The organism is Paramicrobacterium fandaimingii (assembly GCF_011751745.2).
In the GTDB taxonomy this organism is placed as follows: Bacteria; Actinomycetota; Actinomycetes; order Actinomycetales; family Microbacteriaceae; genus Paramicrobacterium; species Paramicrobacterium fandaimingii.
Genome location: NZ_CP061170.1, coordinates 133,680 through 158,449, shown reverse-complemented (window position 1 = coordinate 158,449; position 24,770 = coordinate 133,680). Strand labels below are relative to the sequence as shown.

Genomic DNA, 24,770 nt, shown 5'->3' with positions numbered 1-24,770 from the left:
GAATCACTGAAATACCCGTTCACACGGAATAAACCACGACGCTTTGCGGTTGGCCTTCATGAGTCGACGGATGTTGCGCTGAACGCAGCTGCAGCGAGAACGGAGTGCACATGACGACGAGATCGGCTGTGACTCGACGGCGCGTTCCTCTGCGCAGCACCTGTGCGGCGCCGCACACCTGCCCACCCTCGGTGCGCATGGCGGTGCTCAGCCATGTGCCGTACTTCGCGTCTCTCCCGCCAGAAGACCTCACGCAGGTCGACAACCGCATGACGGCCCTGTCATGGGCAGAAGGCGATCCGCTCTACCAGATGGGCGATCGCGCAGAGCATCTCTACGTACTTGCGTCAGGTCACGTCAAAGTGGGTGGCACAACCGCGGCCGGCGACGAGTCGATCACCGACATCCTCTCCCCCGGTCAGCTCTTCGGCACCATGATGACTCTTGGCGAACCAGTGCATACCGACACGGCGACCGCCCTCGTGACCACCTGTGCCTTGCGCATCGATCAGCAGTCGTTTCGCGACATTCTCACGCAGCATCCAACGGTGGCGCTTCGTGTTCTCGACGACGTGGCCGCGCGGCTCGCCCGCACGAAGAGCGGCATGAGCCGTCGCCTCGCCAATACCGTTCCCCAACGCACGGCGGCCGCACTGCTCACCCTCGCTGACACCGTCGGGCAGGCGACCGACGACAACGGAACGCTCTTGCAGCTTCCGCTGACCCGGGCCGACATCGCCGCGCTGGCGAACTCGACGCCGGAATCCGTGTCGCGCACAATGAGCGAGTGGCGCAGAAGCGGAATCATCGATTCGGGTCGACGCTGGACAGCGATCCTCGACCGCGATCGGTTGACGCAGATCGCTGATGGAACTGTCAGTTAACCGGGAACGCATGCATCGGCCGCCAGGCTCGCTGCTGCACACGACGCGTGACGACGGGTGGGATATACGGTCTCGGTTGCAAAGGACGTAGTGTGAGTGCGTAATGACACAGTCGAGTCGTTCTGCAACGAGCCCCGCTCTGGCGGGCATCGCGTTAGCACTCGTCACGATCGTCGTCGCCGTTATCGTTGTCGTCGTCGATTTTCCGATGCTCGCGAAGATCGGCCTTGGAGTGCTGGGCGGACTCGCGCTCATCTGCGCAGGCGCATGCATCGGCTACGCTCTGGCAATCATTCGGGTGCGCGACGACGATGACGACGAGAGCTGAGCCGAGCCAGGCGGCTGCGGTGCTCAACCATTCGGAAGTTCTCCCCGACACGCCGCTGGCGGCGCGCCCAGAACGGCGCGCCGCCAGCTTGTTCCGAATGTGTGAACGCGAGATCAGCCCGCGGGCGTGAAGTCGCGAGCCCCGGCGAACTCCGGGCGCGGGCTCGGTGCCGCGAACGGTTCGACCGGGGTGTTCTCGACGCTGTTGAAGACGAGAAAGACGTTCGAGCGCGGGTACGGGGTCACGTTGCCGTTCGATGCGTGCATGCAATTGCAGTCGAACATAATCGCCCCGCCAGCTTCGCCGTCGAGCACATCGATGCCGTAGGTATCGCCGAACTCCGAGAGTGTCGCTTTCTCGGGCGTTCCCGCGCCCTGCATGATCAGCGACTTCCGGTAGTTGTCTTCCGGGGTCTCCTGTGCGCACGACACGAACTTTTTGTGCGAGCCGGGCATGATCATGAGCGGGCCGTTGTACGAATAGTTGTCGGTCAGCGAGATCGAGATGCTCACCGTGCGCATATTCGGCAGGCCGTCTTCGGCGTGCCACGTCTCGAAATCCGAATGCCACATGAACTCCTTGCCCTCGAAGCCAGGCTTGAAGTTCACACGGGACTGGTGAATGTACACATCGGAACCGAGCAGCTGCTTCGCGCGGCCGACGACCCGCGGGTCGTTCGCGATCTTCGCGAAGACGTCGCTCACCTTGTGAATCTCGAAGATCGAACGCACCTCGTCGCTCGATGCCTCGACGATCGTGCGCTCGTCGCGGCGCACAGTCTCGTCTTCCGACAGGCGCCGCAGTTCGGCCTTCAGCTCGGTGACGTCGTCTGCGCTAATCAGCTCGTCGATGGCCAGATACCCATTGCGGTCGTAGCCGCTGAGCGTCTCAGCATCCATGGGGCCATCGTCGGCCGTTCCATACAGCGTGGGATCCTCGCGATCGATCACCCTCTCGACGCCACCTGTGCGCGTGGGGTATACATCGGTCTGGACTGTCTGCGTTGCAGTCACGTACTCCTCCTTTGACGGTTTTGTTCGTTCTTGCATCTCTGTCACCCAAAACGACAGCAGCCGGGTCAGCTTTCGCTGACTCGGCTGCTGTGTATGGGAGCTTTACGCGCCCGCTGGCTCTTCGAGAACGAGCGGGTACACACCGTTCTCGTCGTGCACCTCGCGGCCGGTCACCGGCGGGTTGAACACGCACACGCACTTGATCTCGGTGCGCGGGCGCACAATGTGCTTGTCATGGTCGTTCAGCAAGTACACAGTTCCTGGCTTCAGCTCGTGGGTCTCGCCCGTCGCCTTGTCGGTGACGGTGCCCTCACCCTGCGTGATGAACACGGCTTCAATGTGGTTGGCGTACCAGAACTCGCTCTCGGTTCCGGCGTACAGCGTGGTCTCGTGAACGGAGAAGCCCACGCCCTCCTTGGCGAGAATGATGCGCTTGCTGCGCCAGTTCTCGGTCTTGATGTCGGAGTCTGTGCCCTCGACGTCTTCTACACTGCGAACGATCATGCGTAGCTCTCCTCGGTGTTCGAAATGGTGGATGCTGATTCAGCCAGCTCTCCGGAGGCAACAGTTGCCACTGCGCTCTCCAGAATGTCGAGACCGGCGTCAAGAACATCATCGGGAATGGTGAGCGCAGCAAGCAACTTGACGACCTCTCCGCTCGGGCCGGCAGTCTCAACGAGAAGTCCGTTCTTGAACGCTTCCTCGCACACGGCATCGGCGAGCTCGCCGTTTGCCATCTCGATTCCGCGAGCAAGCCCACGGCCCTTCGCCGTGACGGTGATGCCCGGCGTCACGTCGACGATCGACTGGAAGCGCTTGGCAACCTTCTCGCCCTTGTTCTTGATCGACGTCGTGAACGAGTCGTCAGACCAGTACTCGCGAATCGCCGCGGTCGCCGTGGCGAATCCGGCGCTGATTCCGCGGAACGTGCCGTTGTGCTCGCCTGGCTCCCACACATCAAGCTCTGGCTTGAGCAGCGTGAGTGCCATGGGGATGCCGTAGCCGGAGATCGACTTCGACAGGCAGACCATGTCGGGCTCGATGCCGGCCTCTTCAAAGCTGAAGAAGGTGCCGGTGCGGCCGCAGCCCATCTGAACGTCGTCGATGATCAGCAGAATGTCGTGCTTCTTGCAGAGCTTCGAGAGATTCTGCAGCCACTCGTAGCGGGCCGGGTTGATGCCACCCTCACCCTGCACCGTCTCGACGATCACGGCGCCGGGCTTGTTCAACCCGCTGCCGCTGTCGGTGAGCAGGCGCTCGAGGTAGAAGAAGTCGGGGTAGTCACCGTCGAAGTAGTCGTCATACGGCATCGGGGTGGCGTGAACGAGCGGAATGCCAGCGCCGCCGCGCTTGAGCGAGTTTCCGGTCACGGAGAGCGCACCGAGCGTCATGCCGTGGAAGCCGTTGGTGAAGCTGATGACCGACTCGCGGCCGGTGTACTTGCGGGCGAGCTTGAGCGCCGCCTCGGTCGCCTGCGTTCCGCCGGGGCCGGGGAACGCGAGCTTGTAGTCGTACCCGCGAGGCTTCAAAATCACGTCGTTGAACGTCTCGATGAATTCCTGGCGCGACTTTGTGAACATGTCGAGCGAATGCATCACGCGGTCGTCGCTGATGTAGTCGATCAGCACCTTCTTGAGCACCGGGTTGTTGTGACCGTAGTTGAGCGCACCGGCACCGGCGAAGAAGTCGATGTACTCACGACCGTCAACGTCGTACATGTGGCTGCCGACGGCGCGGTCGAACTCAGCGGGCCATGAGCGTGAATAGCTGCGGACCTCTGACTCGAGTGCGATTGTGGCGTCTGAAATGGGGGACATCACGATTCCTTCCTTCATGAGGATGCCGTGAATCTTTGTATTGACATCGAACGCAGGCGTCACGGGTGATCCTGCACGCGGCGGAGGGCAACGGTGGTCGCCCTCGTCGATTGTGGTTTAGCCGAGGGATTCTGCGCGTTCGCGCTTTTCCTCGACCTCGGCGAGAAGCTCGTCGTCGAGAAAGAAGATCGGGCCGATCTCATAGAGCTTCTCGGCATCGTGGCCGTCGGGAAAGTGCTTCTCGTCGAACAGCGGGTCAACGGTCATCGGCGCCTTCTGCCAGCGCCGGGCAAACGAGGCGAACAGCTTCTGAGACGCCTCGTTGTCATCGGTGATCGTCGTTTCGACGGTGTGCACATCATCGGATGCCGCAACACCACCGAACAGCTCATCCAGCATCCTGCCGGCGAGCCCTCGCCCGCGGTAGCTCTCGTCGACAGCAACCTGCCAGACGAAGAGGTGGTGCGGCTTCTCGGGTCTCAGATGACCCATGATGTACCCCACGACTTTGCCGTCGACGACGGCAACACGGCTGGTGTTGCTGAAATCGCGGCAGTACACGAGGTATGCGTAGGAGGGATTGAGATCGAGCGTGACCGAGTCGCGCGCAATGCGCCACATCTCGGCAGCGTGTTCGGGCCCGGGAGCGACAATGCGTTCCGTGGAGTCACTCTCGACTTGGACATTCGTAATGGCTTGAGTCGCAGACATATGGCTTCCGAGGTTACCGAGGCTCCGAAGCTCGTTCAACCCGTTTTGGCAATACCCGGAGAGCCCACAGATAAGCCCCAACCCCCGTGATAAGGCCGCAAAATCGTTGGCATCTCAGGGATCCAGACCCTCGGAAACCGCCGAATTCAGAACGTGTCCAGCTGATAATGCAATCGTAATCAAAACGAGACACATCGTGTCGGCAACGTCAGGCTTCGTCTGTCACACTTACGCACCGTCGTACACGCCGCCGTTCAGCAGGCCCACAAAGACGGTGCCGGCGATCACGTACGGCACGATCCCGATCAGCACCATCCGTCGCGGCCGATACCACCGGGTGCGCACGGTTGCCGCTATGCAGATCCACACGGTGAGCGGAAGCCAGAGCGAGACCGCCCAGAACCGGGGGGACGCGATCTGCTCGAGAAGCGCAGCTCCCCACGCGGCATCCGGCTCTCCCTGCGGAATCACCAGAGCCAGCACGACGACAACGAACTCGACGACAGTGACGGCTCCGACGATCGGGGCGATCCACCAGTGCAACGTCGGCCGACCCTCGCCGGTTCGCCACGTGACAAGCCAGGCAAACCCGCCGACGATAACGGCGCCAGCCACCGCCCAGACAATGACGGACGCAACGCGGTCACCGAGCGCAAGGTCGACAGACAGCGCACGGTAGACGACACCGGCCAGAACGTGAGTGAGCAGCAGGTAAAGAGGAATGATCCCGATCGACACACCCGTGCGCAGCCAGGGGTCGCGTTCGAGAGCTCGACTCATGGGCTCAGGATAGGCACGGGTGCTCTAGTGTTGTCTGGGTGCCAGACGAAAAACGCTTCCCCTGGGTCGGTCTGCTTACCCTGGCCGGCGCGATCTTCGTCTCGGTAACGAGCGAGTTTCTGCCCACCGGCCTTCTGCCCGACATGGCCCGCGATCTCGACGTCAGCCTGTCGACGGCCGGCCTGCTTGTCACCGTGTTCGCCGGCACCGTCGTTGTCGCCACCACCCCGCTCGCGGCAATCACTCGAAACGTCTCGCGCAAGGCACTTGTCGTTGCCGTGCTGATGGTGATTGCCCTGGCGAACGTGCTCGCCGCCATCGCACCCAGCTACGAGCTGCTCGTGGGAGCCCGCATTCTCGGTGGGCTCGCCCACGGCCTCTTCTGGGCGGTCGTCGCCGCCTATTCCGCGCACCTCGTTCCCCCGCATCAGCTCGGAAGGGCCGTGGCCATCACCTCGGGCGGTGGTTCGGCGGCATTCGTTCTCGGTGTTCCGGTCGGCACAGCACTCGGTCACGTCCTCGGCTGGCGCGCAGCGTTCCTCATCATCGGCGGCATCGTGGTGGTGCTCGCCATCGTTGTCGTCAAGTACCTCCCTGCTGTGCAGCACAAGGTGCCGCTGCGCACGGGCGAAATTCCCATCCCCGCCAGACGCGACAGAAGCCTGCCCGGCGTCATCATCGTGTGCACGGTCATTCTGCTCGTGCTCACCGCCCACAACACCTTCTACACATACATCACACCGTGGCTTGTGTCCGAGGGCGGCTTCCCTCCGGACAACGTCGCCTTTCTGCTGTTCCTCTTCGGCGGCGCCGGAGCGGTCGGCCTCGTGATCGCCGGGTTCGCCACCGATCGCTTTCCCAAGCGCGGCTTCGCCATCGCCGTGCTCGCGCTCATGACGGCCATCACCGTGCTTGCCGTACTCACGGGCAACCAGGTGATCGTCACTGTTGCATTCGTGGTGTGGGGTGTGTCGTTCGGCGGCATCCCTGCAATGCTGCAGACCCGGATGCTGCACACGGCGTCGTTCCGCCTGCGCGACCTCGCTGCAGCGCTGCAGACCACCGCATTCAATATCGGAATTGGCGGCGGCGCACTGCTCGGCAGTCTCATTCTCGACGGCTTCGATCTCACAGCGCTGCCCATCGCGGCGCTCGTGATCTTCGCCATCGCGCTCGTGTTGAGCGTCTCGACGGATGCCCTGCGCGCTGCCCGCGCCCGCCGCTCCATGATCTGAAACGCTGCGGGCGGGGTGCGCTCGCGCTGCCCTGCTACTCCTCGACGCGTAGCGCGCGGGCAGAATCCGAGTATGCCTGACCTGCCGCCGCAAGATACGCGGCAACACCTGAGCGCTGCTCGGGCGTCATCGACTCGAGCGCTGCCCCTATCGGCATGCGAACGCGATCGAGAATGGCAGCGAGGTTGCCAGGCAGGTGGCCGGTGTGTGCGATGACGGCCCGTCGTCGATCACTCGGATCCTCCGCGCGTCTGGCGATTCCCTTTTCAATGAGGCGATCTACCAGACGAGTCGTCGCGGCGAGCGAGAGACCGAGACGACGCGCGAGTTCGCTGCTCGGCATCGGCCCGTCGAGATCGAGAAGGTTGCTCGCTTGGTAGTCGGCGCCGGTCAGGCCGACAGAGTCCGCCGCAGCCTGGTGAAACAGCGTGAGCGCCGCGAGATAGCGACGGTAGGCAGCGGCATCCACAGGCTCTTGCTTTTTACTTGCACTCATGCAACTATTGCTCCCATGCAATCAAGTATAGAGCATGCCCTCGACCAGATGGTCGAGGCATGGAACGCCGGTGACGCGCGCGCTTACGCCAGCCTTTTTGCCGAGGACGCCACCTACGTGATCTTCGCGGGGTCCACCAGCATCGGCCGTGAGGCGATTCGCCGCGACCACGAGCCCGTGCTCTCGCGATTTCAGAAAGGCAGCCGTATGCGCATGTCGATATCGAGCGTCCGCTCGATTGGCGACGATGTTGCGCTTGTGTTGACGGAGGGTGGCGTCGGGACCGGAAAACGGATCCCTCTCGACAAGGTGCAGTCATTCGTATTCCGTCGGCAGAACGACGGGCGCTGGCTCTGCGAGGCATTTCAGAACACCAAAAAACATCGGCTCATGATGTGGTTCTTCGCGCGCAGCACGCGCGACTCCCCCGCACGCTGAACGTCGACGATCTGCGACGGATGGCCCAGCAGGGCGCCCTTTGCAGATATTGCAGAACTACCGCACGGTTCACGTGGGCGAGTCGGCAGAGCGGCCTGAGCTCGAAGGCAGATACTGGAGTCAGTGGTGCGGGGCCTCGCCGTGAGACTTCGCAGACAACGACGTCAGCCCAGGAGCCCCATCCCCATGTCTCCCGACACTGTGCCCTCACCGAAAAAGCCCGACCCGAACTCCCTCGCGCACAGCATCCCACCCGGTTTTGTGATCGGCACAGCAACAGCAGCCGCGCAGATCGAGGGCGCAAGCACCGCGGCTGGCCGCAGCGTGTGGGACGACCTCAGCGCGCAGCCCGGCCGCATCATCGACGGCAGCGACACCTCCGTCACGTGCGATCACTACAGCCGCTACGCCGAAGACGTCGCCCTCATGAGCACGCTCGGCGCCGACGCCTACCGCTTCTCGTTCGCGTGGCCACGCTTGCAGCCGGGCGGGTCGGGAGCGCTTGACCCAGCGGGCATCGATTTCTATGACCGGATGCTCGATGAGCTCGCCGAGCACGCAATCTCGCCATTCGCCACGCTGTATCACTGGGACACCCCGGCCGAACTCGAGGTGGGCTGGCTCGACCGTGACACGGCACTGAGATTCGGCGAGTTCGCCGGTCTTGTCGGCGAACGCTTTGCCGACCGCGTCGATGCCTGGATCACCCTCAACGAACCGGCAACCGTCACTCTCAACGGCTACGCCCTCGGCATCCACGCGCCGGGCGAGACGCTGCTGTTCGATGCCCTGCCCACCGTGCATCATCAGCTGCTCGGGCATGGCCTTGCCGCGCAGGCGCTGCGCGCAGCATCGGTTCCCGGTCGCATCGGCATCACGAACGTGCACTCTCCCGTGCATGCCGCGACGGACTCACCCGAGGATGCCGCGATGGCGCAGCTCTTCGACATCGTACACAACCGAGTGTTCGCCGATCCTGTGCTGCTCGGCAGCTACCCCGACGTTCCCGACGAGCTCGCACCCCTCTTCGGCGCGCTGGGCGGCGCGGATTCACGTGACCTCGATACCATCTGCCAGCCTCTCGACTTCTACGGGCTCAACTACTACATGCCCACGCGCGTCGCGGCAGGCGCGGGCACCGGTGCGAGCCCAGACGGCACAGCCGAGGCCATGACCGGCCTGCCATTTCACCTCGTCGACATCGACGAATACCCGCGCACGGGCTTCGGCTGGCCCATCGCCCCCAAGCATCTGGGCACCGCGCTTGCCGAGATGCGCGACCGCTATGGGGCAGCGCTGCCGCCCGTGTACATTACCGAGAACGGCGCGAGCTTCGCCGACGAGGTCGCGCCGAATGGCACGATCAATGACCCCGAGCGCATCGCCTACCTCGACGCTCACCTGCGTGCTGCGCTCGACGCCGTCGCGCCGGGCGGGGCAGCCGATGGCGTCGACCTGCGCGGATACTTCGCCTGGTCGCTGCTCGACAACTGGGAATGGGCGGCCGGGTTCACGCAGCGCTTCGGCCTTGTGCACGTCGATTTCGACACACTCGAGCGCACACCCAAGGCCTCGTTCGAGTGGCTGCGCCAGGTGCTCGCCGCCCGGCAGAGGTAGAGCATGATTCCGGATGCTGTCACGCAGCCGTATGCCGAGCCGACGAAGCGCGTCGGCATCGGGTGGCTTCTCGCGTTCGCCCTCGCCTGGTTCGGCTTCTGGCTGCTCATTGTGCTGCCGGGCCAGTTCATGGTGCTCAAGCTCGCGAGCGTTCTCGACCCCCTGGGCAAAGTCGCGTCAAGCTCCTTCATGATCGCCGAGATGTCTGTGGTGATCGTGGTGTCTGTGCCGTTCATCGGCGTCGCGTGCGACCGCACTCGTACGCGCTTCGGGCGACGGCGCACGTGGATTCTCGGCGGCTTCATCACCGCGACTGTGCCCTTCGCGTTCGTCGGCGCACAAGCATCCTGGCCCCTCGCCGCCCTGCTGCTCGGCATCGTCTCGCTCGGGCAGGCCGCCGTGCTCGTTGCGCTCTCTGCGGTGATCGCCGACCAGGTTCCGCGGGAGCAACGCGGGCGTGCCTCCGCCGCTATGGGCGTTCCCCAGGTGATCGCGCTGGCCGGCGGCATGGTCGTCGTCACGATGCTCGTCACCGACGTGGCGCAGAGTTGGTTTGTCATCGCCGCCCTCGCGCTCGCATCAAGCATCCCGTTCCTGGTCATTCTGCGCGACACCGAGCCAGGACCGCTTCGATCGCGAGCCAGACTCCGGATGCCGCGCCGCAGCGATCTGCACGGTTACCGCGACTTCTCGTGGGCGATGCTTTCGCGAGTGCTGATCAACGCGGGAAACCTCACGGGCACGACGTACCTGCTGTACTTTCTCGCAGACGTTCTGCACGTGCCCGACCCAGACGAAGCGCTGACCACGCTGATCTTCGTGTACCTCGGCGCGTGCGCTGCCGCGTCGTGGCTGAGCGGCATCCTGTCTGATCGGTGGCAGATTCGCCGGCACTTCGTTGCGGCGTCCGCCGTGCTGCAGGCCGCTGCAGCGCTGTGCCTCGCGTTCGTTCCCACGTGGGAGAGCGCCATGGTCGCCGGCGTGCTGCTGGGCTTCGGCTTCGGCACATTCCTCGCCGTCGACCAAGCGCTGATCACCGACGTGCTGCCGCGGCCGGAGTCCCGTGCCCGCGACCTCGGCATCATCAACTCGGCGCAGTACCTGCCCATCGCGCCGCTCGTGGGCTGGCTCGTGCTCGGCTTCGCGGGGTACTCGGAGCTCTACGCGGTGACGGCGGCCATCATCATCGCGGGCGGCATTGTGGTCTACCGCATCCGCAGTGTGCGCTGAGCTGAGTAAGCACCACGCCCGGTCTGAACGGCGCGACGCCCCGCGAGTCGCGTCAGTTGAGCACCAGTTCGGGCGCCCGCGATGGAGCGCGGTAACGCAGAGCGATCTCCTCGACGGCAACGAGCACATCCATCGACGGTGTCACCTTCCCCGTCAGGTACGAGTTGAATCGCGTGCGAGACGTGCCGATCACCGACGCCAGTTCGACCTGCGTCATACGGGTTCCGTAGTAAGCGTCGCGTAGCCGATCGAGAGCCCGCTCGGATGCCGTTCGTCGTGCCTCAACCAGCATGGCGTCGAGCAGCGCAACCGTCGCGTGTGACTCAGCGGCTTCGCGAGCTTCGTGAAACTCGTCTGTCAGTTGGGGGTTCGCGACCACGGCGTCCACGAGCTTGCGCCAGTCGCGCGCGTACCCGCGATCGATTGCGGCAAGCATTCCTTCGAACCCCCACTTCTCCACAGGATCGTCGGGAGTGGCATCGATGTTGCGAAAGCTCAATGGCACCGTGCGCTCCTCTCGTTACACCACATGTGCGGCAAGACGCCGGCACTCTGCAACGACAGCATCCCAGTCGTGCCACCGACGGTCTAGGTGCTTGTAACTCGCGAGACCCGCGATTCTGCTACGATCTTTCGGCTCAGGGCTGGCCAGTTGACGCGCAAGCTGCGACTGCACAGGATGGTCATTCGGATGTGAGTCATCGCTGTAGTAGTCATCGATGACCGACAGTGCCGCACCCATCTCCCGAGCACCGAACCGCCCCGAGAGCGCAGCGACATCGAGATAGTCGCGCATCTGGTTTCGTTTGACGATCAGATACGCCTTTATTCGGGCGGTCTCGTCCAGAGTGGGAACAGTGATTTTGGCTCCCGTCATCAATGTCACCCGCTGCACCTCGAGGGGACGCTTCCGAATAAGCTGTCGAACTCCGGCCTCGATCCCGCCAAGTTCACCCAGAATGATCTTGCCTGGGGTGGCGCGATTGAGCACAAAGTCGCCGTCTCGCTCAAGCGCATCGAGAACGGCATCAAATCGGTCGCGAAGGTCGATCAGTACATGATCATGATCCGACGACATTCGATGCCGCGCGTAGTACGCAGCGGCTGTACCGCCAACAAGCACAGCGTCAGGTACAAGTGTCTGCAGTCTGGCCGCAGATTCGAGGACGACCTGAAGCCCTTCGGGGAGATCATCGTCTACGCGCATATGAATAGCGTATCACTTCTGATACGCATAGATGGGGCGCGTTTCATCCACGTACACTCGGCGCATGACCGTCATCGATGACCAGGGCCGCCCCGAACCTCCCGTCGCCGCGCCCGAGCTCGACACGCTCGTCGGCTTTCTCGAATACCATCGCGCCACGTTCGAGTGGAAGTGCGCCCGGCTCGATTCCGCGGGGCTGAACGCCACGACAGCGGCATCCGAGATGACCCTCGGCGGCATGATGAAGCACCTCGCCCTCGTCGAGGACTCCTGGTTCTCTGAGCGATTGCTCGGCAACGACCCGGCGCCGATCTGGGCTGAGGTCGACTGGGACCTCGATATCGACTGGGACTGGCACTCCGCCGTAGACGACAGCCCCGAGCAGCTGCGCCAACTATGGGCGGATGCTGTCACGCACTCGCGTGCGTGCGTGGCGAAGGCTCTCGAAGGCGACGGTCTCGACGCCCTCGCCGTCAGGGCGCTGAGCGACGGCACTCACGTGTCACTGCGGTGGATGCTCGTGCACATGATCGAGGAGTACGCCCGCCACAACGGCCACGCGGACCTGCTGCGTGAGTCAATCGACGGCGAGACCGGCGAGTAGCATTTCAGCTCGGCCCGCCCTCACCGACCATGCCATGTCGGCAGAGCCACGCTCACGGCTCGACAAGGTAGAGAGCTGCGGACATTGTGCAAAGGTATGCCGGTGCACAATGTCCGCAACACTCACGTTCTTTTCGAGCGATGTCGATTTACGCGTTCGCCATTCGACGTCATAGTAGTAGGACGCATTTGGCGCCCTCCACGCAAGGAGAAAACAATGAAGTACATGCTCATCATGCGCAATACGAGCGATGCAGCGATCCACGAGTACGAGGAGACAAACTTCGAAGAGGTCATCAACGCTATGGGCCGCTTCAACGAGTCAATGATGAAGGCAGGAGTGCTACTCGCAGGCGAAGGACTCAGCGACGCGTCAGAGGGCTTCGTCGTCGACTTCGATTCAGAGACGCCGATCATTACCGATGGCCCCTATGGAGAGACCCACGAGCTGTTCAACGGCTTCTGGATTCTCGACGTGTCAAGCAAAGACGAAGCCATTGAGTGGGCCAGCCGCGCCCCGCTCGGCAAGGGAAGCAAGCTCGAGGTGCGCCGAGTCACCGACGAAACCGACTTCGCCGACTACACAGACAACGAGTACATCCAGAAGGAGAAGGGCTGGCGCGAGGAGCAGGCGAAGAGCGCCAAGCAGTAGTGCTGCAGCGACCAGCATCCGGTGACCAGCGCACGGCAGCCAGCATGCTATGACCAGCATCCAGAGCACGCTCGACGTCACGTGGCGGATCGAGGGAGCGCGCATCGTCGCAGCGCTCTCTCGATTCACCGGCGACGTCGGCCTTGCCGAAGATCTCGCAAGCGAAGCGAGCGTCGAGGCACTCTCGACTTGGCCGGATGCTGGTGTGCCACGCAATCCGGCGGCATGGCTGACCGCTGTCGCCAAACGCCGCGCCATCGACTCCTGGCGGCGCGACAAGCGGCTCGACGAGCGCTACAAGGCACTGGCTCACGATCTCGACGACGGAGCGCCGCACGATGTTGCCGACGAATGGGAGCCGATCGACGACGATGTTCTGCGCCTCGTGTTCATCGCCTGCCACCCCGTGCTGTCGCGCGAATCGCAGGTGGCGCTCACGCTGCGCGTCGTGGGAGGGCTCACAACGACAGAGATTGGGCGGATGCTGCTCGCCCCCGTCGCAACGGTGCAAGCACGCATTACTCGGGCGAAACGCACGCTCGCGGAGGCCCGCGTTCCATTTGAGACGCCTGAGCCCGCCGATCTGAAGAAGCGGCTCGGTGGAGTGCTGAGTGTCGTCTACCTGATCTTCACCGAGGGCTACGCCGCAACAACCGGCGACACGTGGATGCGCCGGGACCTCGCCCGCGAGGCTCTGCGGCTCGGCCGCATCCTGACGGGTCTTGTTCCCCGCGAATCCGAAGCGCTTGCTCTCGTTGCACTCATGGAGTTTCAGTCCTCGCGATTCGCCAGCAGAACGGATGCTGCAGGGCAGCCGATCTTGCTTGCCGACCAGGATCGGGCGCGGTGGGATCACGCGCAGATTCGCCGTGGCAGCGATGTGCTTGCACGTGCCGATGCGCTCGGTCGAGGGCGCGGCTCCTACGCGCTGCAGGCGGCAATCGCCGAGTGCCATTCCCATGCACCGAGCATCGGCGAGACCGATTGGGAGCGCATCGTCGTGCTCTACGAGGCTCTCGGGCGTCTCGCGCCCAACCCGATCGTCGATCTCAATCGCGCTGTCGCGGTCTCGAAGGCGATCGGGCCTGCCGCCGCATTGCGCATTGTCGACGCCCTGGTGGCGAAGGGATCGCTGGCGCAATCACATCTGCTGCCGAGCGTGCGCGGTGAGCTGCTCGCTCAGCTGGGCAAGCGCGACGAAGCGCGAGCGGAGTTCGAGTCCGCCGCAGCGCTGACGGGCAACGCTCGCGAAGCCGCAGTGCTGCGCGCAAAAGCGCATAGCGTCTGCCAGGCGCAAACGTGAGGCGACGCTCACGGGCCAGAACGCCAACACTCGTCGTTCAGAGGGCGAAGTTTGCTCTAAAACTGCGCTCTTAGAGCAAACTTCGCCGAATGAACGCGCAGAGAGCCCTGCCCGACTTGCCACGCAGATCGCAGCGCTTCGCAGGCTGGCAGAGCTCCGGGCGAGGTTCTAGATCACGCCGTCTGAGAGCGTGCTCGGCGTTCCGAAGCGGTGCGCCGTAATCGACACGGCCTGCTCATGCAGCAACTGCGTCCGGATCAATCAGCCAGGCTGACGCTACTCCACAGTGCGTTGATAAATTTATCAGCGGAAAACTCCGCTGATAAATTTATCAAAACTGCAACTCTCGTCGACGAGAGAGCAAGCCTGTTGCGCCGGCCCCACATCGCAGCGCCCGGACTCGACGCGCGGCATCATCCAGCGCGGAAAACCATACACCTTCCGTCACCGGGCCGTCGAGGCATACCTCACGAGCGATTGGCCTGACATCGGCTCAGGCTAACGGCGACGCTGGCCACAGAAACTAGGCATACCCAGACAACCGAGCGTGGCACATCCCCAGCCACCGAACGGACGTGAGGTGAGTGTGGCGTACCTAGTATGTGAGAACGCTATTCTCATTGCTCACGCCAATATCCGACGAGTGTGACCACATCGCGCGCAGAGAGGCTGAGGTGGTCTTCGATGACACGACGGCGTTTTGAAATAGTCAGCGCAGCTGAACTGGGGCTGCCCGCGCCCGAAGAGCGCCACGCAAAGCGGCATTCGCTTCGCGCTCGCCTGGCTCTCATAGGAGGTGCTGTGCTTGCCGTCGTCGTTCTCGTTTGGGGCGGCGGCTTCGTCTTTCGGTTCGTGACCTTCCCGCCATTCGAATCGGGGCGCTGCTTCGTCCTCTGGCCGACGTGGTGCGTATCGCGATCCGAGGCGTGGATTGAGGACAAGGCCGACGTGCAGCTACCTCCGGGGTCGAGGATTGTGGAATCCGGCTCTTCGGAGAACTTCTTCAGCAGCGGCATGTCTGCGCTCGTCAGGCTCCCGTCTAACGCCGAGGTCGAGCTGGGTTCTGGATACACACAGTGTCTGTACCCCTCGACGACCTGCCTGTCGGATGATGAACGGGAGTTTTTTGAATCACGCGACCTCACCCGGGACCGCAGCTTCACCGACAAAGACGGCCAGAGCTCAGGCACGACTGTCAGTTTCGGTCATGACGACCAGGGCACTGTGTGGGTATACATCAGAGCCCAGGTGGAACCGTGAGCGGATCGGCCTTGAACGGGTACTAAATGACACCGTCCGACAGCGTGCTCGGCGTTCCGAAGCGGTGCGCCGTGATCGACACGGCCTGCTCATGCAGATGCGGAAGCATCTCGACGCGACCGGCCGACACGACCTCACCGCCGTAGACAGCGACGTCGGGCTTGCCCTTCGACGCTGCATAGACGGTCGCCACCTCTGCCTCACGAGATGCCCCGGCCACAATGCGAATGCGCTCACTCGCCTCCGGGCCCTGCTTCGCAGCGAGATCGGCGACGCGCTTCATCCACGCCGCGTTGTCTTCGAAGTGGATGGCCACGCCGCTGGCGCGCATCGCATTCATGATCCGCTCGGGGAGAGCGATCGGAGTGCTCACCGTCGGAGTCGACTCAGCAGCGAGTCCCGCCGCCACCGCACGCACGACGTGATGTAGCGGGGCGTCTGCCGCGACACGGATCGTCACGTTGACGGGACAGTATCGCAGCATGTTGCGCTCAACCCCGAGTTGTGAGGCATCGCGCGCAATACCGAACTCGTCGGCCCACGCTGTCGCGTCGGTGCCGAGCGCTGACGCCAGCCAGTCGAGCTCGTCTCCGGTCACTCCGGAACGTTCCGCTGCCCCCAGCAGGGCGGCTGCTGGCACACGGGGCGAACGCGAAGAGCCTGCGGGCGCTGCATCCGACCAGTCAACGAGGCCGTGCAGATAGTTCGGGCCACCCGCCTTGGTGCCGGCGCCGATCGCAGACTTCTTCCAGCCGCCGAACGACTGGCGGCGCACGATCGCGCCCGTGATCCCTCGGTTCGCATAGAGGTTTCCGGCCTGAACGCGGTCGAGCCAGGTAGCGAGCTCGTCGCTGTCGAGCGAGTGCAGACCGGTCGTGAGTCCGTACTCAATGTCGTTGACCATGTCGATCGCCTCGTCGAGCGTGTCAGCCGTCATGATGCCGAGGATCGGACCAAAGTACTCGACGAGGTGATACTCGGATCCACGCTGCACACCGTCACGCACGCCGGGACTCCACAGCTTGTTCTCGCCGTTCTTGTCGAGCGCGAGGGGGCTGTCGCTTGCGAGCGGCTCAGGTTTGATCGCCCAGCTCTCACCAGGGCCGAGTGTCGTGAGTCCGCGCAACAGCTTGCCCGACGGCGCTGTAATGACGGGGCCCATCTGCGTGCTGAGGTGCTCGGGAGTGCCGACCTTGAGAGACTGCACGGCGTCGAGAAGCTGGCTGCGGAATCGTTTGGACTTAGCGACAGAGCCGACAAGAATCACGAGGGATGCTGCAGAGCACTTCTGCCCCGCATGACCGAAGGCCGACTGCGCGACGTCCTTCGCCGCAAGGTCGAGGTCTGCGTTCGGGGTGACGATTATCGCGTTCTTGCCACTGGTCTCGGCGAGAATCGGCAGATCCTGACGCAGCTCGCGGAATGTCGATGCCGTCTCGTACGAGCCGGTCAGTATCAGTCTGTCGACGCGCTCGTCAGAGACGAGCTTCGAGGCGAGCTCGCGATCACTGAATTGCGCAAGCTGCAGCACGTCGCGGGGAACGCCAGCGTCCCAGAGTGCCTCCACCATGACCGCACCGGTGCGGGCAGAGTTTGATGCGGGCTTGATGATCACCGACGCACCAGACGCGAGCCCGGCGAGGGTTCCTCCCGCGGGGATCGCGATGGGGAAGTTCCACGGCGGAATGACGGCGACGAGCTTCTTCGATGTGTGGCTCGCGCCGTCAACCTGCTCGAGCTGCTGACCGAGCATCGCGTAGTAGTTCGCGAAGTCAATGGCCTCAGAAACTTCGGGGTCGCCCTGGTCGAGGGTCTTGCCCGCCTCGGAGCCTGCCACTTCCAGAAGATCAGCGCGGCGTTCTTCCAGCTTCTCTCCTGCGCGGTAGAGAATGCGCGCACGCTCGTCTGCGCCGAGCGCCTGCCAGGCGTCGGCCGCCGAGATTCCACGCTCGATTGCGTCGTTCAGCGAGGCTTCATCGCTGATGTGCGCAGCTTCAACCTGTGCGACGCCGAGCGCTGACTCGGCCATGCGATTCGCGATCGCGCGACCCCACTCGCGGTTGCCATCAAGATCTGGATCGGTGTCTGGCGTGTTCTCAAACTCGCCGTTTCTCCCGGCTGCGATACGCGTCTCGATGCGCGCCTCGGCGCCTGCCTCGTCGTAGTCACGGCGGTCCTGCTGCCTGCTGGGCTTCGGCACGTCGAACGACTCAACGTCGCCGTCGCCCGTGATCGCCTCAAGATCGGCGAGAGAGGCGAGAAAGCGCTGCTTCTCACGCTCGAACAGGGTCTCGCTCTCGTTGAGCTCGAAGACGGCAGACATGAAGTTCTCGTGGCTCGCGCCCTCTTCGAGGCGACGAATCAGGTAGGCGATCGCGACGTCGAACTCCTGCGGATGCACGACGGGCGTGTAGAGCAGCAGCGACCCGACATCGCGCTTCACAACCTCGGCCTGTCCCGTGGCCATGCCGAGGAGCATCTCGAAGTCAACGCCGTCTTGCGCGCCGCGGGCCTTCGCGAGCAGCCAGGCCAGCGCGACGTCGAACAGGTTGTGGCCGGCGACGCCGACGCGCAGGTTCCGAATGCGCTCGGGGTGCAGCGCATAGTCGAGCACTGCCTTGTAGCTTGTGTCTGAACCCTGCTTCGTGTCCCACGTCGCCGCGGGCCAGCCGTGAATCGCGGCGTCTACGTGCTCCATCGGCAGGTTCGCGCCCTTCACAAGGCGCACCTTGATGGGCGCTCCGCCGTCGGCGACGCGCTGCGCAGCCCACTCCTGCAGATGCATCATCGCGCCGAGAGCATCCGGAAGGTAAGCCTGCAGAACGATGCCGGCCTCGAGCTGCTTGAACTCGGGTCGATCCAGGATGCCGGTGAAAACGGCGAGTGTCAGGTCGAGGTCTTTGTACTCCTCCATGTCGAGGTTGATGAACTTCTGCGGGCTGGCGTTCTTTGCCTGTTCGAGAAGCGGAGCGAGGTGATTCTGGATGCGCTCGACAGCCTCGTTGAATGCCCAGTGGTTGTGCGGGGCGACGGTTGACGACACCTTGATCGACACATAGTCGACGTCTTTGCGCGCAAGGAGCGCCTTCGTTCCGGCGATGCGGCGCTCGGCTTCATGCTCACCGAGGATCGCCTCGCCGAGCAGGTTGATGTTGAGGCCGACGTCGTCTTTCTTGATCTTCGCGATGGCGGGTCCGAGCTTTGCATCGCTCGCATCGATGATGAGGTGGCTGACCATCTCACGCAGCACTCGGCGTGCAATCGGCACGACGATCTGCGGCAGTGGCTTCGCGAACGCACCGCCGAGCCCGATCGCGCCGCGCAGCGCCGCTGGGAGGAACTGCGGGGTGAGCGGAGTGAGCTCTTTCAGCTTCTTCGCCGCAGCATGCAGGTCTTCGGGGCGCACGACGCCGTCGACGAACCCGACGGTGAACGCCAGACCGTTCGGGTCGCTCAAAACACCAGCGAGTCGCTCCCCCGAGGCGTCAGCGGGAATGTCCGCTGCCTCGCTCAACCATCGCTTCGCGAGCGCAATGGCGTCGTCGGCGAGATCCTGGGGGCGAGTCTGCGGCTGGGTGGCATTCGATGCCGAGGTCTGCGATGTGCTCACGATGTGCCTTTCACGAGCGTGCGAGCGGCAATGCTCGCGGGGGTACGGACGTCAGACTGCCAGTCTCACCCCGCCCAAGTGTGAAGTAAAGCGACGTTTTTTCACCGGTATCCTGAAGCAGGACTGTATCTTTATTGCCAGCTCACCCAACAGTCACCGTTCCCTGCGTGCCACACTGACAGCATGGCCGAAGTCACAGCTCGCGAGCTCCGCCACAATATGGCAAGTGTGCTCCGGAGAGTGGAAGCAGGCGAGCCTCTGACGATTACCTCGCTCGGCCGCCCAGTCGCAGAGTTGAAGCCTATGCGCGCAAAGCGCCGCACGCCGATCCCTCGGGAGGAGCTCATTCGACGACTGAGCCGTCACCAGGCTGATCCCGGTCTCCGAAGCGATCTGACGTCGCTGGTGGGCGAGACCACAGACGATCGCGGTAAGTGCCGCTGGTGAAACCCGCGCTTTCCGGTCATGAGCGCTCGTCGCTCGATGTACGTCGGCGAAGTTCCGCGCCCTCTCAGAGCACTGCGAAGGTCGGCATGAACGAGTAGAAAGTGGAGATCGTTGATCCGCGAGACGAGGAACGGCGCGCCCGGTTTGAGCAGACGAAGGCACGATTCCGCGGCCTCCTCCCGGAAGCAAGGATCGATCACATCGGATCCACCGCGGACTGCGGTGAACCATTACATCTAGAGAAGAGGCCGAATGATGGACGCTGAACGGTGGGACGTCACCGATATCAACGGCTTCCCCACCGGGAGAACTCACTATCGTGGCGATGCCGATTGGACCCAAGGGGATTACCACATCGTCGCGGCGACGTGTGTTGTTCGCGATGACGGCAAGATTCTGATCACACAGCGTCACGCAGCGAAAGAGTTCGGTCTCGCCTGGGAATTCCCGGGTGGCAGCGCGCTCGAGGGGGAATCCAGCAGGGATGCTGCAGCGCGAGAGCTCCTCGAAGAAACTGGGCTCACGCCAGCATTCGATGCGTTCAGTCACGTCGGGCGACACGTTGAGGACTCCGCGCTTGTCGACCTTTACCTTGCGCACGTCGCCACGACACAGCTCAGGCTCGATCCAGTCGAAATCGCGAATGCGGCATGGGTCTCATTACCTGATATCGAAATGCGGGTGAAGTCAGGTCAATTCGCAGACCCGTGGGTAGAGCGACTGACAACACTGTGGGAGCCACTTCAGTTCGCGCTCTTGACCGAGGAAGACGTCCGTTAGATGGGGATGACCGTTGTCAGGCAGCCCTGCACCCGTGGCGATTCGTTTGAGTTAAATCGGGGACCAACTTTTGCCATGCCATGCAGCGCTTTTGATGAGCAAAGTTGGTCCCCGATTTCCAGTGGGTCAGGCGGCACGGGCAAAGCGCTCACGCACGCGAGCGGGCGAGGAGGTACACGAAGTACGGCGCTCCGATGATCGCCACGATGAGGCCCGCGGGGATCTGCGCCGGCGCGATGATCGTGCGACCGAGCGTATCGGCGACAACGAGCAGCAGTGCGCCAAGCATCATCGCCACGGGAGCAACACGAGCATGGCGTCCGCCCACCAGCGCCCGCGCGGCATGCGGTGCGACAAGCCCGACGAAACCGACAACGCCGACCGCAGAGACGCTGAGCGCGGCAAGCACAGCTGCGGTGATCAGCACAGCGAAACGCACACGCTCGCGCGCGACGCCGACAAGGCGCGGGGTGTCGTCATCGAGCGAGAGCAGGTCGAGTTCGCGCCGCCACACGACCGCGAGCGGAATTGCGGCGACAAGAGCAATGCCCACGGGGAGCACCTCCGCCCAGCCGCGGCCATACGTCGACCCAGACAGCCAGGTGAAGATCGCCGGCGTATCCCACGGGTTCGCGCGCACAAGGATGAACGTCGTCAATGCGGTGAACCCGTACCAGAGGCCGATGCCGATGAGCACAAGGCGATCGGTGTTCATACCGCCACGCCACGAGAGCGTGTAGACGAGGGCGAACGCGATAAGCGCTCCGCCGATCGCCGCAGCGGTCATCGCGACAACGCCACCGCCCGACACAAGCGTCACGATGATGACGGCGCCCAGCCCCGCGCCGCCCGTGATGCCCAGAATGCCCGGTTCGGCGAGCGGGTTGCGAGCGCTGGCCTGCACGAACGTTCCGGCGAGCGCGAGTGCTGCGCCCGCAAGAAGGGCGGCAGCCACGCGCGGCGCGCGGCCGTCGAGCGCATGGGCGATCACGGGAGCCGCGTTGTTCTGCAGCCACAGCGCGATGTCACCCGTGAGCAGCCATCGCTCACCGGCAAGCAGCCCCACAAGGGCGCTGCCGACAACGAGCACCGCAAGAACAACGGTGGCGATCACCGTCCGTCGGATTCCATGGATGCTGGTGCGCGCGGCGCGCGGCTGGCGCGTCGGTCCGGAGTCGCGGATGCGGCGCGCAAGCAGCACCAGCACGACCGCGCCAAGCAGCGTCGTCGTCACTCCGGTGGGCACCGCAATGGCAGCATCCGCCCCGATAATCGCGCGCAGCACCGCGTCAGCCACGATCACGACGAGAGCGCCGACGAGACCTGCGGCGGGAATCATCACGACGTGCTTGTGCAGAACAGGGACGACACGCGCGGTGAGGCGGGTGATCACCGGTGCGCACAGCCCAACAAACCCAATTGGTCCGGCAAGCGTCACGGCCGTCGCGGTGAGCACGACGGCGATCAGGATGCCGCTTGCCCGCGTCGCGCGAATCGGCACGCCAAGCACTGCCGCAGCGTCATCGCCGAGACCGAGCAGGTCGAGGCGGCGCGACAACAGAATTGCCAGCACTGTCGCAACGACGACAACGGGGGCGCAGCGCTGGGCGTTCTCGAGGCCCAGCTGGCTGAGGGACCCACTGCCCCAGGCGAACAGGCTCGTCGTCTCTTCGGCGAAGAGAATGAGCAGCGTCGACGTGCCGGCCTGCAGCGCAAGGGCGGTCGCCGTTCCGGCGAGGATCAGCCGCGTCGTCGATGCCCCAGCGCCGCCGGCGATGCCGAGCACGAGTGCCGCAGCGAGCAGTCCGCCGACGAAGGCTACGCCGCCCGACGCCCACAGCGGAATGGCGAGGCCGAACGCGGCGACGGCAGTGACGGCGAAGTACGAGCCGGCAGTGACCGCGAGCGTGTCAGGCGATGCGAGCGCGTTGCGGGCGAGCGACTGGAAGAGCGCACCGGCAACACCGAGGGCGATGCCCACGAGGATGCCCGCAGCGGCGCGCGGCAGGCGCGAACCCAGCAGCACGTCGCGTGTCGTCACGCCCTCGGCGTCGGCGGGCCCGTTGCCCGACAGCATCCCGATCAACTCGCCGATGCCCGTGCTCGACGTTCCCTGCGTCATGTGCCACGCGGCGGCGATCACCACGAGAAGGGCGAGCCCGACGAGCGCGCCCGCGGCGCCGAGACTCGTTGTGAGTTTCGGCGCGCGCGACCGCCCTCCCGCCGTCGGTGCGGCGGAAGGAGTGGTCGCGGTGCGCGGCATTCGGCTGCGCTTACGCGGTGAGCAGTTCGACGTAGGCGTCAATCGCCTGCTCGGCAGAGCGCGGGCCGCCAAACGTCCAGATCCCCGTGGGGAACGCGTAGGTCTCGCCGTTCTCGACGGCGGGAAGTGACGTCCAGATCTCATTGTCGGCGAGCAGGTCGACGATGCTGTCTGACTCGGGGTCGTCGGTTCCGGTGTAGAACATCATGGCGTCGCCCACCTCGACGAGACCCTCGACGTCGGTCTGGCCGAGGCCATACGTCGGATCGACCTCGCCCTCCCAGACGTTTGTGAGTCCGAGCTCTTCACCCAGTTCACCGAAGAGCGAGCCCTGGCCGAACGGCCTGATGGCGACATTGCCGCCCTGAACCCAGCCGTCGAAGTAGACGAAGTCCGTCGTCGCCAGGTCGGCATCGCCGACCGCGGCCTTCGCGTCGGCGAGCGCCGTGTCGAAGCCGTCGAGCACCACGTCGGCGCGCTCACTTCGTCCCGTCGCATCCGCGATCAGTGAGAAGGTGTCTTTCATGTGCTGGATGGGATCAGCAGCATCCGCCCCCACAGTCGCGAGCACCGGAACGTCGTATGCCTCAAGCTGCGAAACGATCTCGTCATCGGGCGAGGACACCTCGACGATCACCAGGTCGGGGTCGGCGCCGAAGATGGCGTCGAGGTTGGGCTCTTGCCGCGTGCCGACGTCGGCCACACCCTCAGGCAAGGCTTCGGCGGTGTCCCACGTGGAGTAGCCCTCGGCATCGGCGACGGCCACGGGCGTCACGCATAGTGAGAGAAGGTCTTCGGTCTGCTGCCACTCGAGAACGGCGACGCGCTCGGCCGGCTTGTCGAGCGTCACCGTGCGGTCGAGATCGTCCGTGAGCGAGACAGGATCCGTCGATGTTGTCGTCTCGTCGTTCTCGCACGACTGAGAGACGGCTTCGTTCGACGTGTCGTCGCCCGAAGCTTCGACCGATGTGGTTCCGCACCCCGTCAACACAAGGGCGGTCAGGGCCGCGAATGTGACGGCGGTGGCTGTAGTGGTGCGTCGTGACATAGCTCTACTTTCGTGAGGGGAAACACGGATCGGATGCTGCGGCTGCAGCGTGACTTAGACGGCGCGGGCCAGACAGCGCCGCGGCAGCGATTCGACGCGGACGAGGCCCGAATCGTCGTCGACGCGCGAGACGATCGGAATGCCGTAGACCTCCGAGAGGACGCCCGCCGAGAACACCTCGGGCGGCGTTCCCTCGGCCCGCACGCGTCCGCCGCTCAGCAGCACGACGTGGTCGGCGACCGCTGCCGCGTGGTTGAGATCGTGCAGCACCACACCGACGGCCGTGCCGTGATCGTCGGCGAGCTCGCGCATGAGGTCGAGAATCTCGACCTGGTAGCGAAGGTCGAGGTGGTTGGTGGGTTCGTCGAGCAGCAGCACACCGGTGTCTTGCGCGAGGCACGTGGCGAGCCAGACGCGCTGAAGTTCGCCCCCAGAGAGCTGGTCGACGGCGCGGTCGGCCATGAGCTCTGTGCCTGTCAATCGCAGTGCCTTGTCGATCGAAGCAAGATCAGCGTCGGTCAGTGCCGAGAAGCGCCGCCGATGAGGATGCCGGCCGTAGGCGACAACGTCGCGCACGCTGAGCCCCGAGGGGTTGGGCCGCGACTGTGACAGAAGCGTGACACGGCGGGCGAAATCTCGTGCGCTCACGGCGCGGACCTCGCTCGTGTCGCCACCGACGCGCAGCTGAATGGAGCCGGACGTCACGGGATGAAGCCGGGCCATCGAGCGCAGCACCGTGGACTTGCCACTGCCGTTCGGGCCGATGAGTGCCGTGACGGCACCTGGCGTGATTTCCAGAGACACGTCGTGCACAACGGCCTCACGCTCGTAGCTCAGCTCGAGATGCTCGGCCGCAAGTTCAATCGCTTCCACGTTAGCTGAGCCTAACCTAATCTCCTCGCCGGCGCGAGAAGAATTTTGCCGCGTGTGAGGCGTATACTCATGCGCATGTTTACCGACTCGATCGCTCTGCCCGCTGGGCGTCTGGAGGCTGCCGGCGCTTCGACCGCCGGATCGAGATAGTGCTTCCCTCGCGTCGAGGCACGAC

24 protein-coding genes are annotated in these 24,770 nt (G+C 64.1%); 12 read left to right on the top strand and 12 right to left on the bottom strand.

The window, feature by feature from the left end:
* Positions 1-110: 110 nt before the first annotated feature.
* Positions 111-884 carry a Crp/Fnr family transcriptional regulator gene (locus HCR84_RS00800; protein ID WP_166982967.1) on the top strand — a complete coding sequence of 258 codons (774 nt, stop codon included), beginning with the start codon at positions 111-113 and terminating at the stop codon, positions 882-884.
* 103 nt (positions 885-987) lie between these two features.
* The gene (locus tag HCR84_RS00795) at positions 988-1,212 is read left to right on the top strand and encodes a hypothetical protein (RefSeq protein WP_166982968.1); all 225 of its coding nucleotides are present in this window, start codon (positions 988-990) and stop codon (positions 1,210-1,212) included.
* Between the two features lie 113 nt (positions 1,213-1,325).
* On the opposite strand, the gene thpD is transcribed toward HCR84_RS00795, so the two are convergent.
* From thpD to HCR84_RS00770, 5 genes are all read right to left on the bottom strand, one after another.
* Complete coding sequence (gene thpD / locus HCR84_RS00790; protein WP_195706671.1) at positions 1,326-2,225, bottom strand: ectoine hydroxylase; 900 nt, start codon at positions 2,223-2,225, stop codon at positions 1,326-1,328.
* Positions 2,226-2,327: 102 nt separating this feature from the next.
* Complete coding sequence (locus HCR84_RS00785; RefSeq protein ID WP_166982970.1) at positions 2,328-2,729, bottom strand: ectoine synthase; 402 nt, start codon at positions 2,727-2,729, stop codon at positions 2,328-2,330.
* Entirely contained in the window at positions 2,726-4,060 is a 1,335-nt protein-coding gene (ectB, locus tag HCR84_RS00780) for a diaminobutyrate--2-oxoglutarate transaminase (RefSeq protein WP_434063564.1), read from the bottom strand. The genes HCR84_RS00785 and ectB overlap by 4 nt, the downstream gene beginning before the upstream one ends.
* Positions 4,061-4,159: 99 nt before the next feature.
* Positions 4,160-4,753 (bottom strand): diaminobutyrate acetyltransferase, encoded by a 594-nt coding sequence (gene ectA, locus HCR84_RS00775; protein WP_166982971.1) that lies wholly within the window; start codon positions 4,751-4,753, stop codon positions 4,160-4,162.
* Between the two features lie 228 nt (positions 4,754-4,981).
* A complete protein-coding gene (locus HCR84_RS00770; RefSeq protein ID WP_166982972.1) occupies positions 4,982-5,533 on the bottom strand; it encodes a hypothetical protein in 552 nt (183 codons plus the stop codon).
* A gap of 38 nt (positions 5,534-5,571) precedes the next feature.
* Here HCR84_RS00770 and HCR84_RS00765 point away from each other — a divergent pair, with 38 nt between their 5' ends.
* A complete protein-coding gene (locus HCR84_RS00765) occupies positions 5,572-6,768 on the top strand; it encodes an MFS transporter (RefSeq protein ID WP_166982973.1) in 1,197 nt (398 codons plus the stop codon).
* A gap of 34 nt (positions 6,769-6,802) precedes the next feature.
* On the opposite strand, the gene HCR84_RS00760 is transcribed toward HCR84_RS00765, so the two are convergent.
* Positions 6,803-7,264, bottom strand: coding sequence for a MarR family winged helix-turn-helix transcriptional regulator (locus HCR84_RS00760; RefSeq protein ID WP_166982974.1), 462 nt, complete (start codon positions 7,262-7,264; stop codon positions 6,803-6,805).
* A gap of 15 nt (positions 7,265-7,279) precedes the next feature.
* Here HCR84_RS00760 and HCR84_RS00755 point away from each other — a divergent pair, with 15 nt between their 5' ends.
* From HCR84_RS00755 to HCR84_RS00745, 3 genes are all read left to right on the top strand, one after another.
* Positions 7,280-7,702: an SgcJ/EcaC family oxidoreductase gene (locus HCR84_RS00755; RefSeq protein ID WP_166982975.1), complete on the top strand. Its 423-nt coding sequence runs from the start codon at positions 7,280-7,282 to the stop codon at positions 7,700-7,702.
* Positions 7,703-7,888: 186 nt separating this feature from the next.
* Positions 7,889-9,319 (top strand): glycoside hydrolase family 1 protein, encoded by a 1,431-nt coding sequence (locus HCR84_RS00750; protein WP_166982976.1) that lies wholly within the window; start codon positions 7,889-7,891, stop codon positions 9,317-9,319.
* A gap of 3 nt (positions 9,320-9,322) precedes the next feature.
* On the top strand, positions 9,323-10,549 hold the full coding sequence (locus HCR84_RS00745; RefSeq protein WP_166982977.1) for an MFS transporter: 1,227 nt from the start codon (positions 9,323-9,325) through the stop codon (positions 10,547-10,549).
* Positions 10,550-10,601: 52 nt separating this feature from the next.
* On the opposite strand, the gene HCR84_RS00740 is transcribed toward HCR84_RS00745, so the two are convergent.
* On the bottom strand, positions 10,602-11,054 hold the full coding sequence (locus HCR84_RS00740) for a helix-turn-helix domain-containing protein (protein ID WP_166982978.1): 453 nt from the start codon (positions 11,052-11,054) through the stop codon (positions 10,602-10,604).
* A 15-nt stretch (positions 11,055-11,069) separates the two neighbouring features.
* A complete protein-coding gene (locus HCR84_RS00735) occupies positions 11,070-11,756 on the bottom strand; it encodes a nucleotidyl transferase AbiEii/AbiGii toxin family protein (RefSeq protein WP_166982979.1) in 687 nt (228 codons plus the stop codon).
* 64 nt (positions 11,757-11,820) lie between these two features.
* Here HCR84_RS00735 and HCR84_RS00730 point away from each other — a divergent pair, with 64 nt between their 5' ends.
* The 4 genes from HCR84_RS00730 (at position 11,821) to HCR84_RS00715 (ending at position 15,574) form a co-directional block, all read left to right on the top strand.
* On the top strand, positions 11,821-12,360 hold the full coding sequence (locus HCR84_RS00730) for a DinB family protein (RefSeq protein ID WP_166982980.1): 540 nt from the start codon (positions 11,821-11,823) through the stop codon (positions 12,358-12,360).
* 216 nt (positions 12,361-12,576) lie between these two features.
* Positions 12,577-13,011 carry a YciI family protein gene (locus tag HCR84_RS00725; protein ID WP_166982981.1) on the top strand — a complete coding sequence of 145 codons (435 nt, stop codon included), beginning with the start codon at positions 12,577-12,579 and terminating at the stop codon, positions 13,009-13,011.
* A gap of 49 nt (positions 13,012-13,060) precedes the next feature.
* The gene (locus tag HCR84_RS00720; RefSeq protein ID WP_166982982.1) at positions 13,061-14,314 is read left to right on the top strand and encodes an RNA polymerase sigma factor; all 1,254 of its coding nucleotides are present in this window, start codon (positions 13,061-13,063) and stop codon (positions 14,312-14,314) included.
* Between the two features lie 684 nt (positions 14,315-14,998).
* Positions 14,999-15,574, top strand: a complete 576-nt coding sequence (locus tag HCR84_RS00715) for a hypothetical protein (protein ID WP_166982983.1) — start codon at positions 14,999-15,001, stop codon at positions 15,572-15,574.
* A gap of 22 nt (positions 15,575-15,596) precedes the next feature.
* Here HCR84_RS00715 and HCR84_RS00710 read toward each other — a convergent pair whose 3' ends face one another.
* Positions 15,597-19,184, bottom strand: a complete 3,588-nt coding sequence (locus HCR84_RS00710; protein ID WP_235940958.1) for a proline dehydrogenase family protein — start codon at positions 19,182-19,184, stop codon at positions 15,597-15,599.
* Between the two features lie 183 nt (positions 19,185-19,367).
* Here HCR84_RS00710 and HCR84_RS00705 point away from each other — a divergent pair, with 183 nt between their 5' ends.
* A complete protein-coding gene (locus tag HCR84_RS00705; protein ID WP_166982984.1) occupies positions 19,368-19,631 on the top strand; it encodes a type II toxin-antitoxin system Phd/YefM family antitoxin in 264 nt (87 codons plus the stop codon).
* 252 nt (positions 19,632-19,883) lie between these two features.
* Positions 19,884-20,411, top strand: coding sequence for an NUDIX hydrolase (locus HCR84_RS00700; protein ID WP_166982985.1), 528 nt, complete (start codon positions 19,884-19,886; stop codon positions 20,409-20,411).
* A gap of 148 nt (positions 20,412-20,559) precedes the next feature.
* On the opposite strand, the gene HCR84_RS00695 is transcribed toward HCR84_RS00700, so the two are convergent.
* From HCR84_RS00695 to HCR84_RS00685, 3 genes are read right to left on the bottom strand one after another with little or no spacing between them, the layout of a single operon-like run.
* Positions 20,560-22,674 carry an iron ABC transporter permease gene (locus HCR84_RS00695; protein WP_166982986.1) on the bottom strand — a complete coding sequence of 705 codons (2,115 nt, stop codon included), beginning with the start codon at positions 22,672-22,674 and terminating at the stop codon, positions 20,560-20,562.
* A 10-nt stretch (positions 22,675-22,684) separates the two neighbouring features.
* Entirely contained in the window at positions 22,685-23,722 is a 1,038-nt protein-coding gene (locus HCR84_RS00690) for an iron-siderophore ABC transporter substrate-binding protein (protein WP_166982987.1), read from the bottom strand.
* Between the two features lie 54 nt (positions 23,723-23,776).
* Positions 23,777-24,595, bottom strand: a complete 819-nt coding sequence (locus HCR84_RS00685) for an ABC transporter ATP-binding protein (protein ID WP_166982988.1) — start codon at positions 24,593-24,595, stop codon at positions 23,777-23,779.
* Positions 24,596-24,770: the final 175 nt, after the last annotated feature.

What these genes read in the sequence shown, in the direction of transcription:
- HCR84_RS00800 (WP_166982967.1), top strand. Translation starts at nt 111, where the DNA reads ATGACGACGAGATCGGCTGTGACTCGACGGCGCGTTCCTCTGCGCAGC.
- HCR84_RS00795 (WP_166982968.1), top strand. Translation starts at nt 988, where the DNA reads ATGACACAGTCGAGTCGTTCTGCAACGAGCCCCGCTCTGGCGGGCATC.
- HCR84_RS00785 (WP_166982970.1), bottom strand. Translation starts at nt 2,729, where the DNA reads ATGATCGTTCGCAGTGTAGAAGACGTCGAGGGCACAGACTCCGACATC.
- ectB (WP_434063564.1), bottom strand. Translation starts at nt 4,060, where the DNA reads ATGAAGGAAGGAATCGTGATGTCCCCCATTTCAGACGCCACAATCGCA.
- ectA (WP_166982971.1), bottom strand. Translation starts at nt 4,753, where the DNA reads ATGTCTGCGACTCAAGCCATTACGAATGTCCAAGTCGAGAGTGACTCC.
- HCR84_RS00770 (WP_166982972.1), bottom strand. Translation starts at nt 5,533, where the DNA reads ATGAGTCGAGCTCTCGAACGCGACCCCTGGCTGCGCACGGGTGTGTCG.
- HCR84_RS00760 (WP_166982974.1), bottom strand. Translation starts at nt 7,264, where the DNA reads ATGAGTGCAAGTAAAAAGCAAGAGCCTGTGGATGCCGCTGCCTACCGT.
- HCR84_RS00755 (WP_166982975.1), top strand. Translation starts at nt 7,280, where the DNA reads ATGCAATCAAGTATAGAGCATGCCCTCGACCAGATGGTCGAGGCATGG.
- HCR84_RS00750 (WP_166982976.1), top strand. Translation starts at nt 7,889, where the DNA reads ATGTCTCCCGACACTGTGCCCTCACCGAAAAAGCCCGACCCGAACTCC.
- HCR84_RS00745 (WP_166982977.1), top strand. Translation starts at nt 9,323, where the DNA reads ATGATTCCGGATGCTGTCACGCAGCCGTATGCCGAGCCGACGAAGCGC.
- HCR84_RS00735 (WP_166982979.1), bottom strand. Translation starts at nt 11,756, where the DNA reads ATGCGCGTAGACGATGATCTCCCCGAAGGGCTTCAGGTCGTCCTCGAA.
- HCR84_RS00730 (WP_166982980.1), top strand. Translation starts at nt 11,821, where the DNA reads ATGACCGTCATCGATGACCAGGGCCGCCCCGAACCTCCCGTCGCCGCG.
- HCR84_RS00725 (WP_166982981.1), top strand. Translation starts at nt 12,577, where the DNA reads ATGAAGTACATGCTCATCATGCGCAATACGAGCGATGCAGCGATCCAC.
- HCR84_RS00720 (WP_166982982.1), top strand. Translation starts at nt 13,061, where the DNA reads ATGACCAGCATCCAGAGCACGCTCGACGTCACGTGGCGGATCGAGGGA.
- HCR84_RS00715 (WP_166982983.1), top strand. Translation starts at nt 14,999, where the DNA reads ATGACACGACGGCGTTTTGAAATAGTCAGCGCAGCTGAACTGGGGCTG.
- HCR84_RS00705 (WP_166982984.1), top strand. Translation starts at nt 19,368, where the DNA reads ATGGCCGAAGTCACAGCTCGCGAGCTCCGCCACAATATGGCAAGTGTG.
- HCR84_RS00700 (WP_166982985.1), top strand. Translation starts at nt 19,884, where the DNA reads ATGATGGACGCTGAACGGTGGGACGTCACCGATATCAACGGCTTCCCC.
- HCR84_RS00695 (WP_166982986.1), bottom strand. Translation starts at nt 22,674, where the DNA reads ATGCCGCGCACCGCGACCACTCCTTCCGCCGCACCGACGGCGGGAGGG.
- HCR84_RS00690 (WP_166982987.1), bottom strand. Translation starts at nt 23,722, where the DNA reads ATGTCACGACGCACCACTACAGCCACCGCCGTCACATTCGCGGCCCTG.